Raw genomic sequence first — 18332 nt, forward strand, 5'->3', positions numbered from 1 at the left:
TATAAAGTTTTATATAATATACTAGCTTTATTATTATCTTTCTAAACTTGAATTTTTATGCACATTTGCAAATGTTTAAATAAAAATAAAGAATACCTCCATATTAAAGGTATTCTTTATACATTAAATCGTCTCCTGCGGAGCTGCAATTTTAACGACTCCAGAAGTAGATTTATACTCCCACTTATAGAAGTGGGGGACTTTCCTTCTGAAATGTCATTAAAATGCTATAGATTTTTCGGATATTGCTTTATATTCGCTTCTTTTTTCCATTTTGTCATAGCCTCTGTCCATGCACTTTCTTTTCCCTGTGTTATAAGCGTTTTTTCTACTTCTGCCTTAACAGCTGTAAATTTCTTTACAGGGTATTCTTTTTTTTCTATAGTCTTTATTATATGCCATCCATATTGAGTTTTAACAGGTGCTGAGATTTTACCTTTTGGCAAAGCAATAGCTGCTGCCATAAAGGTTTTATCCATTTGAGCATCATTATACTCTACATCTCCTAAATCTCCACCATTGTCCTTAGTTCCATCTGTACCTTTTTCTTTTGCGACTTTCGCAAAATCTTCACCAGCGTCTAAACGTTTCTTAATGGCTATAGCTTCCGGTTCTGTTGCTACTAAAATATGAGCTGCATGAATTGTATTCGGTTTTTCTGTAAACTGGTTTGGATTAGCATCGTAATATGCTTTTTCCTGTGCCTCAGTAACTTTAACATTTTTTGTAACTTCAGTGAATAGTGCATCTTGAATAATACTTGGCTTTATTCTTGCTTTTAGAGATTCTTCTGTAAGGCTTGTTTGTGCTAAAGCCTCTTTATATTTCGCATCTGTTCCCAAACTTTTCTTGATTTCTGCTAATTGCTTATTTGTTTCTTCATTTAATTTAGCTTCGGTAGGCATTAATTTTAACTCTTTCGCCTTATAATCCACAATTTTTTCAGTAATCATACCTTCTACTACTTGCTGTTTTTGCTTTGTTAATTCTGCCATAGCCTCAGCATTAGTTTTATAATTTGCTCCATACTGCGTTTCAAATTGTTTAATAACACCTACTAATTGTTCGTCAACCTGTCCTTTAGTTATTTTAGCATCGAAAGCCTTCGCAACTACACTTTTAGCAATGCCCTTAGGTGTTTTTTCAATCATATTACAACCATTTAATGATGTAGCTAATATAGTTATTAAAGCCGCGCCAATTATTTTTTTTACGTTTTTCATTTTATTTCCCCCATTCTATATGTAATATCGCCGTGTAAAGCTCTGTTACGATACCCATTAATTTTAACACAATTTTACTTTATTTCAACTATACTTTTTATATGATTTACAATCTCTATGAGATTCGCAATCACCTCTTCTTTGTTTAAATTTTTAATCTTGTATGCAAAGGCAGGCTTATTCCCTAATTTAAATACAATACTTCTATTATACTTACTAATCAAGGCTTTAACTAATTTTTGATTTATTCTTTCGCTACTATCAAATTGTAATATTATCTCCTCCTTTACCTCTTTGATTTCTATTATCCCCACCTTGCTTGATATACACCTAAGATAAGCGATATTCATAAGACTTACAACACTTGATGGTATGTCTGAAAACCTATCTTCTATTTCCTCTTGTATATCTACCATATCCTCGTTACAATCAATAGCCGCAATTTTCTTGTAAATTTCAATTTTCTGCGACTCATCTTCAATATAAGTACTAGGAATATACGCATCTATTTTAATTTCAACAGAAGTTTCAATAGGCTCCATTTCTATATCGCCTCTTATTTTTTTCACTGTGTCTTCGAGCATCCTACAGTATAAATCATAGCCTACCGCAGCCATATGACCATGTTGAGCACCGCCCATCATATTTCCAGCACCCCGAATTTCGAGATCTCTCATTGCGATTTTAAAACCTGACCCTAGCTCCGTAAAATCCTTAATTGCTTTAAGTCTTTTTTCAGCAACCTCTGTTAACACCTTATCTTTTTTATAAGCAAGATATGCATAAGCTATTCTATTTGATCGACCAACCCTACCTCTTAATTGGTAAAGCTGAGAAAGTCCCATCTTATCTGCGTCGTAAATTATAATTGTATTTGTATTTTGAATATCTATTCCCGTCTCAATAATAGTTGTACACATCAATATATCATACTTGTTCTCCATAAAATCTATCATAATAGATTCTAATTCTCTTTCTGTCATTTGCCCATGCGCAATACACACTCTAGCTTCAGGAACTAGCTTTCCTATAAATGCTGCCATTTCTTTGATAGTTTCTACTCTATTGTACACAAAGAAAACTTGCCCCTTTCTATTTAGTTCTCGCAGCATCGCATCCCTTATTAATTGATCGTTAAATTCTACCACATAGGTTTGTATTGGATACCGCTCCTCTGGTGGCGTTTCAATTACACTTATGTCGCGCACTCCAGTAAGCGACATATGCAATGTTCTTGGAATTGGAGTAGCTGTTAGCGTAATCACGTCTATATTTTTTCTTAGACTTTTTATTTTTTCCTTATGAGTAACCCCAAATCGTTGTTCCTCATCTATAATCAATACCCCTAGGTCTTTAAATTTTACATCTTGCTGAATTATTCTGTGCGTTCCTATTAATATATCTACGTTTCCTTCTTTTGTCGCCTTAATGACAACTTTTTGCTCAGCAGGTGTCCTAAATCTACTTACCATTTCAACCTTTACTGGAAAGTCTGAAAATCTTTTGGTAAGATTTTTATAATGTTGCTCAGCGAGTATTGTAGTTGGTACTAAGAACGCTACTTGCTTTCCATCCATAACCGCTTTAAATGCCGCTCTAACGGCTACTTCTGTTTTTCCATACCCAACGTCACCACATATCAATCTATCCATTGGTTTATCCGACTCCATATCTTTTTTGATTTCTTCAATTGCTATTATTTGATCTGGAGTTTCTTCAAATGGGAATTCTTCTTCAAACTGTTTTTGCCATACAGTATCCTTGCTATATCTGTGGCCCTTAAGTGTAGCCCTTGCTGCATAAAGTTTTACCAAATCCTCTGCAATATCTGCAATAGAGTTTTTAACTTTATTCTTAGCCTTAACCCATTCTAGCCCACCTAATTTGCTAATCTTTGGAGCTTTGCCTTCACTTCCAATATATTTTTGTACTAAATCTAATTGTTCTACCGGAACATAGAGGTTATCACAACCATTATAACTCAGTTGCAAGTAATCTCTTTTATGTCCATGAACTTCCAATTGCTTAATTCCTTTGTATACGCCTATTCCATGATTTACGTGAACAACGTAGTCTCCCAATTTAAGTTCTGTAAAGCTTTTAAGTTTACTTACTCCCTTTTTACTAGAACGACTAGTAGCTTTTCTTTTTGATCCACCAAAAACCTCTTTATCGGAAATAACACATAATTTCAGCTGCGGATACTCAAAGCCCTTTAATTGATTACCAAAGGTTACAACTACTTCTCCAAACTCAATTTGAGAAATGCTGTCTTTATAGACACTTTCAATGCCTCTATCCCTAAGTATATCTATTAATTTCTCCCCTCTAGTTCTTGTACCAGAAAGAATTACGATCTTGTATCCTTTACTTTTTTTGTCCTTTATATCCTCAATAAGCATGTCTAATTGGCCATGGTAATCATAATTGGTAATTTGAGAAAAAGATACTATGTCCCTTGGCTTAAGCACTGTTGTGCTTTTAGCAATAGCGTTTATTGTAATAACTTCTACGTTCTCTAACTCTTCATATATATATTGCTTATCAATTAAAATTTTTGCTTGTTTAGGCAGTATACTTCCTCGTCTTAAAAAATTCTCGTAATTTTCTTCAAATTCGAAATACACGCTATCTAGTTTACCTAGGCACCTTTGTGAATCATCAACCACTATAAATGATCCCTTCATATAATCTAAAAAAGAAGATACATTATCATAAAAGTAAGGCATATAGCTATCAACATCTTTAAAACTCCACGTTTCTTTAAGTGATTCCAAATTAATATCAACTAATGAAGTTATTTTTTTTATAATTTCTTTATCTTTTTTCTTGTTAAAGCTACCTACCACATTGATTAGGTCTTCCTTTATTTTGTTATATCCTTTTTCCCTAATTTCCTGGGTTAATATCATTTCCTTTGCTGGAAATACATCTATTTCGGATACCTTATCAATACTCCTCTGAGTTTCACTATTGAATGTCCTTATAGAATCTATTTCGTCGTCATAGAGTTCTATCCTAAAAGGTAACGCAGAAATAGGGGGATATAAATCTATAATTCCTCCCCTTATTGAAAATTGACCTTTTGTGTCTACTCTTTCTACCCTTTCATACCCACATTCAATTAATTCTTCCGAAAACGCATTTAAATTTAAATTGCCCCCTACAGCTAATTTGAAAATATATTTTCGGAGCAAATCTATAGGCATATAAGTCGCTGCCAAAGCCTCAATACAAGTAATTATTATTTTTTTACCGCTTTCAGTAATTTTTTTCATTACTTTAAGTCTTTCCCATCTCAAGTCGCCAGATACAGCATCCGCATTATAAAATCCCATTTCTCTAGTTGGAAAATAGTACACATCATTTACATAAAAAGATAAGTCTTCGTAAATATTTTTAGCCTCTACATCACTATGCGTTAAAATCAATATAGATTTATCTAATTGCTCGTACACACCATTCACTAAATAGTTCTTAGCTGATTCCGAAAGTCCATATACGCCAATTGGATATATTTTCTCTTCTATATTGCTTAGTATACTTTTAAATTGATTACTCTCTTTCAAAGGCTTCATAAGCCCACTCAGTCTCATGTTAACACCTCTCACTCACTCCATAAATATAGATAATCTTCCAATAATATTTTTATTTAAGCATTAAATCCATTAAACTGATTCATAGCCTCCGTATATCCTTTTGCTATTATCGTTTGAACAGCTTTTATACTAGCCTCAAAAGTCTTTTCTACAAGCACCCGGTCTTCTTTAGAAAATCGCCCTAAAACATGAGGTATTAGCGCCTTTTCCGGTTGTCCTACCCCTATTTTTATTCTTAGAAATATGTCGGACGACATGTTAGCTATAATACTTTTTATCCCGTTATGTCCACCAGCACTACCCTTACTTCGTATTCTTAATTTACCTGCATCCAAACTAATATCATCATACATTATGATGATATTTTCATTTGGAATCTTATAAAAAGAAGCTGCTTCGCACACACTTTCTCCACTTAAATTCATATATGTACTAGGTTTTAAAAGAATTACTTTTTCCCCTGATATGATTATTTCTCCACATACTCCTTTAAATTTTATCCTATTAATTGAAGTATTATACTTCTCTGCCATTAAATTTATTACATCAAATCCTACATTATGTCTTGTATACCTATATTCATTTCCTGGATTTCCTAGTCCAACTACCAAATACATTATTACCCCCAAATATTATTATGTTTAAGCCTTATGTCTACCACATAAATATTTTTTCATATGCCTTATTTATAATATTATACTAAAAAAGTATTTTAATCCACAACTTCACATAAAAATTACCATATAATTTATTCTTTTATTATGATTTATCTTTAAAAATAACTAGTAGTCTGCTATGCCTAACCTATATAACTGCTAAGATTATATTATTAACCTTAATTAAGCTATTTTAGTGGTCTAATAACTTTACCATGAGTCATCAAATCATTAATAACTTCTTTAGCTTCATTTATATTAATAGCAAACCCCATTCCGTAAGTTTCACTGGATGAATCAATTTTCAAACTATTTATACCAATAACTTCTCCATAGATATTGCATAACGCTCCACCACTATTCCCTGGATTTATATCTGCATCAGTTTGTATTACTTTATAGATAGTTTGTTCACCTGTTTTTTTATCAACAATATTAATTCTTTTATCCAATGCGCTTATAATACCCGCAGTAACCGTTCCTAAAAACTGTTTTCCTAGTGGATTACCAATTGCAATAGCTATATCACCAATTTTAACCTTTGATGAATCGCCAAATTTTGCAATAGGCAAGTTACTAGCTTCAACTTTTATAACCGCCAAATCAGATATAACATCCGTGCCTACAACTGTTGCTTTCAATATATTATCATTGCTCAGTTTCACTTTTATTTTTGTCGCACCTTTAATTACATGATAATTAGTAATAATATATCCATCACTTTTAAATATAATCCCTGAACCATTGCCTTCTGGTGTATCCCACAATTCTTCTGCTTTACTACTAATGCCAACTACTGATGGTGCTACCTTTTGTGCAACTTGTGAAATAGGATTATCATCTGCCTCTTGAATATTATCGTTTTCTCTTACACCTGAATTTAAATTGCTACTAGTCACTTTTGGTACTTTCCCCTTATTAATTATATACTGGGCTGTAATCCCCCCAGATAGGGCTGCTATCAGCATAAAACTAATTACTTTTAAAAATGTCTTGAAATAATTTTTCTTGTTGTTTTTTCTAAATTTAATTTCGCTAAAGATGTCCTTGCCAAAATCTGCATTCTTCCACAAAGCATCTCTTACTTCATTACAAGATTCATAGTTATCCTTATTATCCATAGCATCATCCCCTCCCTACTGGTCATATCTATATTATATAAATTTTATTTCATTATAAATTATTCACTTTCGTTAATGTAAAAGTAAAATAAACACCATTGTCCTTATTTTCAACCCATATATCACCCTGTAATTGAGTTATTATATTTCTAACTATAGATAATCCAAGTCCAGTACTATCTTTTGCTGTTCTTGATTTATCCGCTTTATAAAATCTATCCCAAATATGCAATAAATCTTCCTCAGCTATTTGCGGACCAGCATTGAACACAGATATTAATGCATTTCTTCCTTTAGATTTTGAACTAATCTTTATTTTCCCACCATCACTTACATATTTTATTGCATTGTCCAATAGATTTGTAATCACTTGTACTAATCTATCTTTGTCTCCTGCTACAAATAAATTATCTTCATCAAAGCATACATCTACAGAGACCTTTTTCTCTTTAATTTTTGTTTCATTTTTTATAACTGTAAGTCTAATGATTTCATTAATATCCACTTCCATAATCTTCAAACTAAACTCCCCAGCTTCAATTGCAGACATATCTAATAAGTCATTTACAAGCCTTGTTAGTCTTTGAATTTCCTCATAGGCAATAGATAAGTAGTATTTTTCCTTTTCCTCTGGAATTACCCCATCTAGTATCCCACCAATAAACCCCTTAATTGATGTTATAGGAGATCTAATCTCGTGCGATACATTGGATATGAATTCGCGTCTATTTTTCTCGTTTTTTTCTACAGAATCAGCCATAAAATTAAATGATTGAGCGAGTTCTCCTATTTCATCATTAGATTTTAAATAAACCCTCTTATAAACATCCCCATTAGATATCTTCTTAGCTACTGAATTAATCTCTGCTAAAGGCTTTATAATTATTTTTTGAGAAAAATAATATATAACTATACAAGAGAATATTATTGCAAAAATTGCAGATATCCAAATTATTTCATAAACACGTTTTAAAGATTGGCTTAATTCTTCAATTGAGTTGCATAATATTATAGCTCCCTTAAAAGTGCCCGCCTCAGTTCTTATTGGCGTACCGTAAACTCTTACCGTGTTATCAAATATTCCAGCATAAGGGCCTGTAATCTCAAACGTATGCCCAAGCCTAAGCTGATCTAGTTGCTCAGCAAAAACCTGTTTTCCCATAAACTCCTTATGCTCTTTATTAGATACCAAATAAACACAACCGTAGCTATCTGTAAGCCAAATATCGGATTTTATATACTCAGCAATGATTGTCATTACGTCATTTAATTTTTCCGAAGTAGCATCCCCAGCCATATATTTCATAGCAAGCCCTTGTATCATATATGACTTATCCAAAAATTGTTCTTTTCTTTGCTCGAAAAAAATAATTTTGGAACCAATAAGACAAAAAAGAGGCAATAATTATTAAACTCATTGAAATTATAATAGTATAGGTGGCTAACATCTTAAAAAACAGCCCTCTTTTAAACATCTATTTCACCTCAAATTTGTATCCCACTCCCCAAACAGTCTCAATTTGCCAATTTGGACCTCCTTGAAGCTTTTCTCTTACCCTTTTAACATGCACATCCACTGTTCTAGAGTCTCCTGGATAATCGTATCCCCAAACCTCACATAAGAGTTGTTGCCTTGTGAAAACTCTATTCTTGTTAAGAGCTAAATAATGTACTAGTTCAAATTCTTTAGGTGGCATTTTTACCTCTGAGCCTTTATATGTAACATTATAAGAATTAATATCAATTTCTAGATCCTCAAAATTTAAAACCTCTTTACCACCTTTATCTAAGTTATAACGCCTAAGCACAGCTTTCACTCTTGCAATTATTTCTTTTGGCTCAAAAGGCTTAACTACATAGTCATCCGCTCCAAGTTCTAGCCCCAATACCTTATCAAATGTTTCCCCTTTGGCAGTAAGCATAATAACCGGTGTTTCGTTCTCTTTTCTTATCCATTTCAAAACATCGATTCCATCAATATACGGTAACATTATGTCTAAAAGCACCAAATCTGGTTTATAACTTAAAAATGCCTCCTGTGCGGCCCTGCCATCATATGCTACTTTTGTTGCATATCCTGAATTCTCAAGATACATTTTAATTACCTCAGCAATATTTTTATCATCATCAACTATTAGTATTTTCCCTATAGTTCCTTCCATATCAGTACCTCCAAATTATTTCCTCTATTTTTTTCTCTATTTTTTTCCTCTATTTTTTCCCTCTATTTTTTTCTATCATTCATCTTTGAAAAATAACTAGCCAACATGCTAATTTATCTTATTAATAATTTATCATACTTTAATGATAAGTTATTAGTTTTTATTAAATGTTACAAATTATTCACCACTTCCGATAATAATTTAAACATTCTACATAAGTACTGAGTCTATATAGTATACTTACTATCCCATTATTATGTAAATCCAGATTATAAAAAAATAGCGATGCCCAATTATAAAAATAATAGAGCATCACTATTTTAAAATATGTATTATAAACTGGAATCTTCCTCGAATAATTTACTTACCGAAACATCCTCATATATTCGCTTTATAGCCTCCGCCAAAATTGGCGCTACAGATAATGTAGTGAATTTTTCGCATTGTTTACCTTCTGGCATATCAATTGTATTTAATATTATCAATTCTTTTATTACCGAATCATTTATTCTTTGAATAGCAGGCCCTGATAATACGCCATGACTGCAACAAGCATAAACATCTTTTGCTCCGAGTTTAACTAAAGCATTCGCTCCATTAGTTATTGTTCCCGCAGTGTCTATCATGTCATCCATCATGATACAAGTTTTCCCCTTAATGTCACCTATAACATTCATAATTTCTGCAACATTAGCTTTTGGTCTTCTCTTATCAATTATCGCTATTGATGCATGTAGCTTATCTGCAAATTTTCTTGACCTAGCAACGCTTCCAAGATCTGGTGCAACTACAACTACATCGTCCCTATCTTTAAATCCATTCTTGATATAGTATTTTGCAAGTATAGGTGTCCCGGTCATATTATCAACAGGAATATTAAAATATCCTTGTATTTGAGCTGCGTGTAAATCCATAGTCAGTACTCTATCTGCTCCTGCGGTTGTTATAATATCTGCCACAAGTTTTGCTGTAATTGGATCTCTAGCTTTTGCTTTTCTATCCTGCCTTGCATACCCATAATATGGTATAACCGCAGTTATTCTTCCTGCTGAAGCTCTCTTAAATGCATCAATCATAATAAGTAATTCCATTAAATTATCGTTTACTGGTGCATTAGTCGATTGAACAACAAATACATCTGCGCCCCTGACAGTTTCATGTATATTAACAGATATTTCTCCATCACTAAAAGTTCCTACTTCTGAAGCTCCAATTGGTAATCCTAGTATGTCAGCTATATCTGCGGCTAATTTAGGATTTGAGTTGCCCGTAAAAATTTTAATATTCTTTCCGTGGTTTATCATATGTAGTTCTGATTCCTAAAATCATAACAAATCATATTTTAATACAATTCATATAAATTTTCATTCTATACACTAAATAGAACGTCAGCATCACGAGACTGAACTACTAGGGTTAATACTCTCACATTAAAATCTTACATACCATTCAATGCGCCTTTAGTAGTTTTTATATACACATTCTGCTGAAAAAATCAGTTTTACACCTCCCTTTATAATTTACTTATTGATTGTATGCTTGTTATTTTATTTGCTGTGTCCTGATTTCACTACCCAATTTTCAATATTTTTTTGCCTTGCTCTAGCTATTGCCAAAGCATTTTTAGGTACCTCATTTGTAATTGTAGAACCAGCCGCAATGTACGCGTTATCATTAACCTTTACAGGTGCTACTAGGTTAGTGTTGCATCCTATAAACGTATTATTGCCTATTATAGTTTTGTATTTTGCTTTTCCATCATAATTTACAACTACAGTTCCGCAGCCAAAATTACATCCACTTCCTACCTCTGCATCACCAATATAAGTAAGATGAGATACCTTTGTATTATCTCCAATAGTTGATTTTTTAATTTCAACAAAATCTCCTATTCTAGCATGTTTACCTATATTGCTTTCTGGTCTAATGTACGCAAAAGGTCCAACAGTAGTTTGATCGCCTATCTGGCTTTCAATTACTACAGAACTTTGAACTGAAACTCCGTTTCCTATAATGCTATCCGCAATTCTATTATTAGGGTAAAGAACACACTCTTCTTTAAGAATAGTCTTACCCTGCAAAATATTCCCTGGATATATAGTAGTATCTTTTCCTATTATAACTTCTGAATCTATGTATGTATTATTAGGGTCAATTATTGTAACTCCATTTTCCATATGTTTTCTATTTATTCTTTTTCTCATAATGGCCTCTGCATCTGCAAGCTCTACCTTTGAATTAACTGCAGTAATTTCTTCAACTGGCACATCAAAAGCTCCAACCTTAAACCCTTGCTCCTTTAATATACTAATAACATCTGTTAAATAGTATTCCTCTTGAGCATTATTATTATTTAATCTATCTAAACTATTAAGTAATTCTTTTATGCTAAAGCAATACATTCCAGAATTTACTTCTTTAACTAATACTTCTTCTTTTGTACAATCTTTAAACTCAACAATTTTTTTAACCTCACCATTTTCATCCCTAATTATTCTACCATACTTTGCAGGCTCAGCCATACTTGAAGTTAATATAGTAGCTTTAAAATCACCTTTTTCATGATAATCTAATAGTCTCCTAACTGTACATTCAGTAATTAGTGGACCATCTCCAACAAATATTGCTACCGTACCTTCATTCCCACTTAGGAACTCTTTAGCACACATTACTGCATGTCCTGTGCCTAACTGATCTTCTTGGACGGAGTAATTAATTTTTCTATCTTCTGATACTTTTTTAACCTGCGCGGCTCCTTTTCCAATTACCACATCAACCATTTCAATATCTGCCTTTCTCATAATGTCAATAACATGGTTTATCATTTCTTTACCACAAACCTTATGTACAACCTTAGGCATATTAGAATTCATTCTTTTTCCTTGACCTGCAGCTAATATTATAGCGCATTTATACAAATTAAACACCTCTTTATATATTAATTCGACATATTCACACATTTTATTTTATCTTTTCTTCAATTAAAACACTTCTTATATTATATTTTATATAACATTTAATTGCAACCAACCTTGGCCGTTTTTAATATTTTCTTTATAAAATAAAAAGGGGTAACCCCCTTTTTTATACCTCTAAATTTTCTTCTACCTCTTCTACTGGTTTTTCATTTTTTACTTTTTCATACTCATCCAATATAGCTGATTGAATCTTCTCTCTTGTTTGAGTATTTATTGGGTGTGCTATGTCCTTGAATTCCCCATCTGGAGTTTTCCTACTTGGCATAGCAATAAAAAGTCCACTTTGACCTTCTATCACTTTAATATCATGAACAACAAATTCATTGTCAAAAGTTATTGATATAATCGCCTTCATTTTCCCCTCTGTAGCTATTTTCCTAATTCTAACGTCTGTGATTTCCATACACTCCACCTCCAAGTTGCGTTATAGTTATACTATTTCTCTATAACTTGGGTTTTTCCTTCTTAAATTGTAAATAAAAATTAAATCTTTTGAATATTACACTTTTTCAAAGTTTTTTGATGGAGTTAACTCAGAGTTACCTTCCTCGTTTATTCCTTTAAACTGAATAATCGATATGTATTCTGCTATTAATTTATGACCGCTTTGAATATTATCAACGAGAACTCCAATACCTAAAAGTTCACTTTCGAATTCTTTAAGCAAATTAATTATACCTGTTGCAGTGCCTCCAGCTTTCATAAAGTCATCTATAAAAATACATTTGCTCTGTTTTTTTATAGACTTTCTTGAAAGAGACATAGTTTGAATTCTGTTACTAGATCCAGATACATAGTTGATACTAACAGTACTGCCCTCAGTAACCTTCGGATCATGCCTTACAATAACTAATTGAACACCAAGCATTTTTGCCACTTCATACGCAAGTGGTATCCCTTTAGTCTCGACTGTTACAACATAGTCTATGTCTAACTCACTAAACGCAGATGCAAGGATTACTCCTGCTTTGTGCACTATTTCTGGATTATACATAATATCAGTCATATATATAAAGTTTCCTGGTATCACCCTGTCCTTCTGTGTTAAAATTTCACATAATTTTTCTGCAAATGTTATACCTTCTTGCCTTGAGACTCCGCAAATATATTTTACTCCACCAGCTGCGCCTGCCACCGATTCCACTCTTCCCATAGATAACTCACTTAAAGTTTCACGAACAATAACAATATCTTCGCTAATTGTGGATTTAGCTGCATTAAATAATTCCGTAAACATCTTTAGATTAATTGTCTTATTAGGATTTTCTGTTAATATTTTAGTAATACCTGTAACTCTTTGATTTCTACTATATTTATTCATAATATCTCACCCATATCTTTATTTTACGAATTTTACTTTGTAAAATTCTTACTATCATTCGTATTTTAATTGTAAATCTTTTTTATCTTTATTACAATGCCTAATAACTAATTTCAAGAGATTTAGTTACTTTACGTGCGAAAACTTGTTGACAGCTTTTAAGCTTTATAATTTGATGCAAGGCATTTTGAAAAAATATTATTCTATAATGTGTTTAGTTTTTTTGTATTTTTGTATATAATTAAGACGTACATATATACATTTATTTGTTATAATCATTACTAATGCAATTTGCATATACTAAATAGTCATAATCATTTTTAAGGAGTTGATATAATGTCTTTTGATTTTATAAGAGATAAAAACAAAAAAGTTCATTTCATAGGAATCGGTGGCATAAGTATGAGTGGTCTTGCTGAAATACTCATAAAAAATAACTATACAGTCTCTGGGTCTGATATGAATTCATCACATATCACAAACAAACTTAAAGAAAAAGGTGTTCAAATTTATATAGGCCATAATGGTGATAACATAAATACTGCAGACTTAGTAGTTTACACTGCTGCTATTTCTCCTGAAAATCCAGAATACATTAAGGCTAAAGAGTTAAACATTCCTTTAATAGATAGGGCTGAATTTTTAGGTCAAATTATGAAAGGTCACAAATATAATGTTGCAGTAGCGGGTACACATGGTAAGACTACTACCACTTCAATGCTTGCCCACATCATTTTAAAAGAGGATGTAGACCCTACAATACTCGTGGGTGGAGAATTAGATGCTATCGGAGGTAATGTTTTAGCTGGAAATAGCGACTATTTTATTACAGAAGCCTGTGAGTATAAAGCATCATTCTTAAAGTTTTTTCCCTATATAGGAACAATATTAAACATAGATGCGGATCACCTAGATTACTATAAAGACATAAATCACATTAAAGATACCTTCATAAAATTCATTAATATTATACCAAAAGAAGGCTATTTAGTTGCGAATGTGGAAGATGAAAATGTTAAAACTATCCTCCATAATCATAATTACAACTGCAGCATACTTACTTACGGAATAAATAACGGAATGCTTAAGGCAAAAGATATTAGTTATAATGAATTAGGTTGTGCCACCTTTGATGTATACAAAGAGGGTCACAGACTATTTCAAATAAATCTTAATGTACCCGGGCAGCATAATGTTCTAAATGCTCTTGCAAGTATAGGCACCGCACTAATCCTTAATTTTTCTGAAAACTCAATTACGCGCGGCCTTTCTAGTTTCAAGGGTACACATAGGAGATTTGAGTTAAAGGGGATTAAAAATGGCGTAACTGTTATTGACGATTATGCCCACCATCCTACAGAAATTAAAGCAACTTTAAGTGCTACAAAAAATTATCCTCATAATAAAATTTATTGTGTTTTCCAACCCCATACTTATTCAAGAACATTAAGCTTATTTGAAGATTTTTCAGATTCTTTTTATGATATGGATAATTTAATACTAGCAGATATTTATGCTGCCAGGGAAAAAGATACTGGAGTAATAAGTTCAAATATGCTTGGAGATAGAATAAGAGAGAAAAGTGTAAATTGCATAAATCTTCATAGCTTTGATGAAATTGTTGATCATCTTAACAATAATTTAAAAGAAGGAGATATTCTTCTTACAATGGGTGCAGGAGACATCGTTAAAATAGGAGAAATGTACTTAAAATAATTGTTTATATTTATCTAAAGTATTTTTATGAAATTATAAAATAATCCATAATACTTAAGGCTTAAGTCTACGTCTTTCAGATGTAGGCTTATTTTTTATTTATGTGTTTGTCTACAACCACTATATTAGGAGTGTAATCCTGAAAATTTATTTAAAATTAACCTTAGAAAGGAATGTGTTCTTTATGAAAAAAGTTATTTACCAAGTAAATGCCTTCTCAGATCTGCCCTTCGGTGGTAATCCAGCTGGTGTAGTACCTAACGCTATTGGATTAAATTATACCGATATGTTAAATATCGCCCGAGAAATGAATTTATCGGAAACTGCCTTTGTTTTTCCTATGAAAGATGAGGAAGCAGATTATGAGGTAAGATTTTTTACCCCTACCCAAGAAGTAGACTTATGTGGTCATGCTACAATTGGTTCTTTTTTTTCTTTAGCTTCAAAAGGTATTATTACTGGAACTGATAATGTTAAAATTGTAAAACAAAAAACAAAGGCCGGTATTTTACCAGTTGAACTTTATTTTAAAGATAATAAAATCGATAGTGTAATGATGACTCAAGCTAAACCCAAATTTGTTTTTGATGTTGCAAATACATATGAACTTGCACAAATCATGGGTATCAATTCACGTGATATAGGAATATCCGGGTATAGCCTCATTCCTCAAGCTGTATCTACCGGCCTTACAGACATTATGCTTCCGGTCAAAAGTTTGTCTGCATTAAAATCCCTAAATCCAAACTATACTAGATTAACTGAATATAGTAATAATCTAAATATTATTGGGGTACATGCCTTTACGCTTGAAACTGAAGAAGACTCCTCCACTCTATCTTGTAGAAACTTTGGTCCCGCTGCTGGCATAAATGAAGAATCTGCCACAGGAACTTCTAATGGGGCACTTGGTGCCTATCTAGTAAAAAATGATGTGCTTAAATTTGAAGATAATATAACTATAATCTGTGAACAAGGCTACTATATGAATAGACCTAGTAAAATAATCGTAAGATTAGAAGGAAGCAAAGAAAACTTAACAGTAAAGGTTGGGGGTAAATCGGTCATTGTTATGGAGGGGCTTATTTAATCTACATAAATTAAAAAAATTAAAGCTCATATCCTTATACTAAAATAAGGATATGAGCTTTTTTACTTTCTATTATATCTCATGAAAAGCTGTTCTACTGCCTTAACGCTTTCAGGTTCAATATGTTGAAGAAGGATATTATATGGCTTTTTACCTACTTTTATTGCAATATATTTTTTTGTTATTGCAACCTTACTTATATCATTAAACATAATAGTCTTCCCCTTTGACGCAAAGTTACTATTAAGTTCAAATCTATCCTTTTCAAATTTTAAATAATTTAAATTTTCTAGTTTTCTAAGTTTTATAATAAAAGATATTGAAAATCCTATAGATACAAATGTCACCATTAGAAATATTCCCGCAATTCCAGTTCTTCCACGAACAAATGATCCTATGACTCCTATTAATAATGCAAAGCTCATTAAAATGCTGAATGCACCTTGCTTCATAGCCATTTTTTTTGTTACTCTACTAAATTTAATTTCTTTCAATTGCTTCCCTCCTAAGATACTATTTGTGTATTTTCAGCTCCACGAAAAATTCTTTATCTGTTACTTCAATATATATTTCACTATAATCTATTTCAAAATTTGCCATAGTGGAATGGATTCCACTATCACTTAAAAAATGCACTGTACATATATTATTATTATCTTCTATATTACAAAATCTAATAAATATACTTTTAACAGATGGAAATTGTATTCTAGACTTTATGTACTTAGGCAGATTTTCAAAATATAAATTTACGCACCGATACTCCACTTCGATTATTAAATCAACGTTATATTCATCCTTTTGTATTTCCTTTACTGCGAAATCGCCTATTATTTTCAAATTGCTTTTTTCATAAATCATATGGCACCTCCAATAAAAGATATTAGTATTAGGCTATTCCATAAGTATCTTTATCAATTATATATTCTCTACCGGTCACAATATTACCTTTATCTAATAATCCTAAAACCATCTATATATTTCAAAAAACTATTTCTGTAATTTTCAACATAATATCCCTCATTGTTTTCTCATTTTTTTATTTTAAAGCAACTAAATTTTGTACTACCAAAATTATCTACTAATGTAAACACTCATATTTAAATTTCAATATTTATAATTATATTGCGTATAAACATTAGTCTTTGGTAACACTAGATATGAAAAAATGTTTTGGAGGTATATATAATGAAAAATTTTCTAGTTTCAGCTATAGTAGATGTCGTAATAATCTTTGCTTCATATTTTCTATTTAGAAGTATTATAAGTGGGCCAACTCGTCACCGATTGTATGAGAAATTCATGAGTTCTTTCGCTAAATTCGTAATTATTATTTTTGTATCTACCGCACTAGTAACATCTCTCATAGCTCTAGTTTTATACAAAACACGATATATAGTATATATTAACATACTAGCTCCTGCCTTATTATCAATCCTTGTAGGTTTTGTTATGTCTACTGTACCTACTAGAGGCGCCGGTGATAAAGAAAAGAATGGCAAAAATAAATAAATAAATAAATATAAAGCAGCTTTTAGGATAATATTGTTTTTATATCATCCTAAAAGCCGCTCTCTTCTTTTACACATTCCCTAAATAATTAATTTAACAAAAGAATATGCTAATTTAAATCCATATAATATTATGACTATACCACATACTAAGTTTATTATTTTAATAACTTTAATGTTAAACTTCCCTTTAAATAGCGAAATAATTGTTGCTAATGAGGTAAACCAAATGAAGGACGCTAAGCATACCCCTATAATAAAGTAGCTTGACATGTTTACTGGAAGTGAAGCTCTCATCCCACCCAATAATAAGGAACCATCAACTAGAGCCTGGGGATTTAGCCAGGTTACTGCAAAACATGTCCATACTATTTTTATAAATGATTTATTCACATCCACAGTTTCTCCCGATTCAACTTCTGGAACTTGCCTGACGAGACCTACTCCAATGTAGATTACTGCTACACTACCTAGTAAAAGAATAAGTATCTTTAAAAGTTTAAACCTTTCCATAAGCGCCCCTACACCTAAAAAGCATGAAAGCGCAAGTGATATATCAAAAAATATAGTAATAAATGCAACTTGATATGCCCTTAGTCTACTTTTGCGTATAGCCGTATTTATTACAAATATGTTTTGTGTACCAATGGGTGCTACGTATGCGAAACCTAAGAGTAAGCCTTGTATTATATATTTATACATTCCGATCCCCCTAACTCATATATATCCTTATCACTTAAAAATTACCTCTTTATCTGCACCTCTATTTATGTGAGATTATTAATTTTTATAGATTACAATTTGAACTTAATTGTAATCTATAAAAATTTTAAATGCAATAATGTTTTCAGAAAATTGTGGCAAGATCCAGTTATATAAAACAAAAATAAACTGTTGACATTTATGCATTTGTTTTATATAATAACTAGTGTTGTCAGCAAGTAGAATTTATAAC

Annotated in this window: 15 protein-coding genes and 1 pseudogene; 3 read left to right on the top strand and 13 right to left on the bottom strand. The window is 31.7% G+C overall.

Going from position 1 to position 18332, the window contains the following annotated elements:
• Positions 1 to 227: 227 nt before the first annotated feature.
• From ACWJKS_RS17580 to purR, 10 genes and pseudogenes are all read right to left on the bottom strand, one after another.
• On the bottom strand, positions 228 to 1223 hold the full coding sequence (locus ACWJKS_RS17580; RefSeq protein ID WP_216303794.1) for a peptidylprolyl isomerase: 996 nt from the start codon (positions 1221 to 1223) through the stop codon (positions 228 to 230).
• A gap of 74 nt (positions 1224 to 1297) precedes the next feature.
• Positions 1298 to 4819 (bottom strand): transcription-repair coupling factor, encoded by a 3522-nt coding sequence (mfd, locus tag ACWJKS_RS17585; RefSeq protein WP_462960098.1) that lies wholly within the window; start codon positions 4817 to 4819, stop codon positions 1298 to 1300.
• Between the two features lie 56 nt (positions 4820 to 4875).
• Positions 4876 to 5439, bottom strand: coding sequence for an aminoacyl-tRNA hydrolase (pth, locus tag ACWJKS_RS17590; RefSeq protein ID WP_462960099.1), 564 nt, complete (start codon positions 5437 to 5439; stop codon positions 4876 to 4878).
• A 227-nt stretch (positions 5440 to 5666) separates the two neighbouring features.
• Positions 5667 to 6599, bottom strand: a complete 933-nt coding sequence (locus ACWJKS_RS17595) for a S1C family serine protease (protein ID WP_165412337.1) — start codon at positions 6597 to 6599, stop codon at positions 5667 to 5669.
• A gap of 52 nt (positions 6600 to 6651) precedes the next feature.
• Positions 6652 to 8074 (bottom strand): annotated as a pseudogene (locus ACWJKS_RS17600) (HAMP domain-containing sensor histidine kinase).
• On the bottom strand, positions 8075 to 8761 hold the full coding sequence (locus ACWJKS_RS17605) for a response regulator transcription factor (protein WP_165412339.1): 687 nt from the start codon (positions 8759 to 8761) through the stop codon (positions 8075 to 8077). It abuts the pseudogene before it with no gap.
• Positions 8762 to 9093: 332 nt separating this feature from the next.
• Complete coding sequence (locus ACWJKS_RS17610; RefSeq protein ID WP_165412340.1) at positions 9094 to 10065, bottom strand: ribose-phosphate diphosphokinase; 972 nt, start codon at positions 10063 to 10065, stop codon at positions 9094 to 9096.
• Positions 10066 to 10308: 243 nt separating this feature from the next.
• Entirely contained in the window at positions 10309 to 11679 is a 1371-nt protein-coding gene (gene glmU / locus ACWJKS_RS17615) for a bifunctional UDP-N-acetylglucosamine diphosphorylase/glucosamine-1-phosphate N-acetyltransferase GlmU (RefSeq protein ID WP_216303792.1), read from the bottom strand.
• A gap of 166 nt (positions 11680 to 11845) precedes the next feature.
• On the bottom strand, positions 11846 to 12142 hold the full coding sequence (gene spoVG / locus ACWJKS_RS17620; RefSeq protein ID WP_165412342.1) for a septation regulator SpoVG: 297 nt from the start codon (positions 12140 to 12142) through the stop codon (positions 11846 to 11848).
• A gap of 96 nt (positions 12143 to 12238) precedes the next feature.
• Entirely contained in the window at positions 12239 to 13060 is an 822-nt protein-coding gene (purR, locus tag ACWJKS_RS17625; protein WP_462960100.1) for a pur operon repressor, read from the bottom strand.
• Between the two features lie 336 nt (positions 13061 to 13396).
• Here purR and murC point away from each other — a divergent pair, with 336 nt between their 5' ends.
• Complete coding sequence (gene murC, locus ACWJKS_RS17630; RefSeq protein ID WP_462953441.1) at positions 13397 to 14776, top strand: UDP-N-acetylmuramate--L-alanine ligase; 1380 nt, start codon at positions 13397 to 13399, stop codon at positions 14774 to 14776.
• A 184-nt stretch (positions 14777 to 14960) separates the two neighbouring features.
• Positions 14961 to 15866, top strand: coding sequence for a PhzF family phenazine biosynthesis protein (locus ACWJKS_RS17635; RefSeq protein WP_462960101.1), 906 nt, complete (start codon positions 14961 to 14963; stop codon positions 15864 to 15866).
• Positions 15867 to 15928: 62 nt separating this feature from the next.
• Here ACWJKS_RS17635 and ACWJKS_RS17640 read toward each other — a convergent pair whose 3' ends face one another.
• Together ACWJKS_RS17640 and ACWJKS_RS17645 are read right to left on the bottom strand one after the other, a co-directional pair.
• Positions 15929 to 16360 carry a hypothetical protein gene (locus ACWJKS_RS17640; protein ID WP_220286279.1) on the bottom strand — a complete coding sequence of 144 codons (432 nt, stop codon included), beginning with the start codon at positions 16358 to 16360 and terminating at the stop codon, positions 15929 to 15931.
• 19 nt (positions 16361 to 16379) lie between these two features.
• Positions 16380 to 16727, bottom strand: a complete 348-nt coding sequence (locus ACWJKS_RS17645) for a hypothetical protein (protein WP_462960102.1) — start codon at positions 16725 to 16727, stop codon at positions 16380 to 16382.
• A gap of 327 nt (positions 16728 to 17054) precedes the next feature.
• Between ACWJKS_RS17645 and ACWJKS_RS17650 the strand changes: the two genes are divergently transcribed.
• Positions 17055 to 17378, top strand: a complete 324-nt coding sequence (locus ACWJKS_RS17650; RefSeq protein WP_216303786.1) for a hypothetical protein — start codon at positions 17055 to 17057, stop codon at positions 17376 to 17378.
• An 80-nt stretch (positions 17379 to 17458) separates the two neighbouring features.
• Here ACWJKS_RS17650 and ACWJKS_RS17655 read toward each other — a convergent pair whose 3' ends face one another.
• Complete coding sequence (locus ACWJKS_RS17655) at positions 17459 to 18079, bottom strand: LysE/ArgO family amino acid transporter (protein WP_165412349.1); 621 nt, start codon at positions 18077 to 18079, stop codon at positions 17459 to 17461.
• Positions 18080 to 18332: the final 253 nt, after the last annotated feature.

Source organism: Clostridium sp. CM038 (assembly GCF_055081105.1).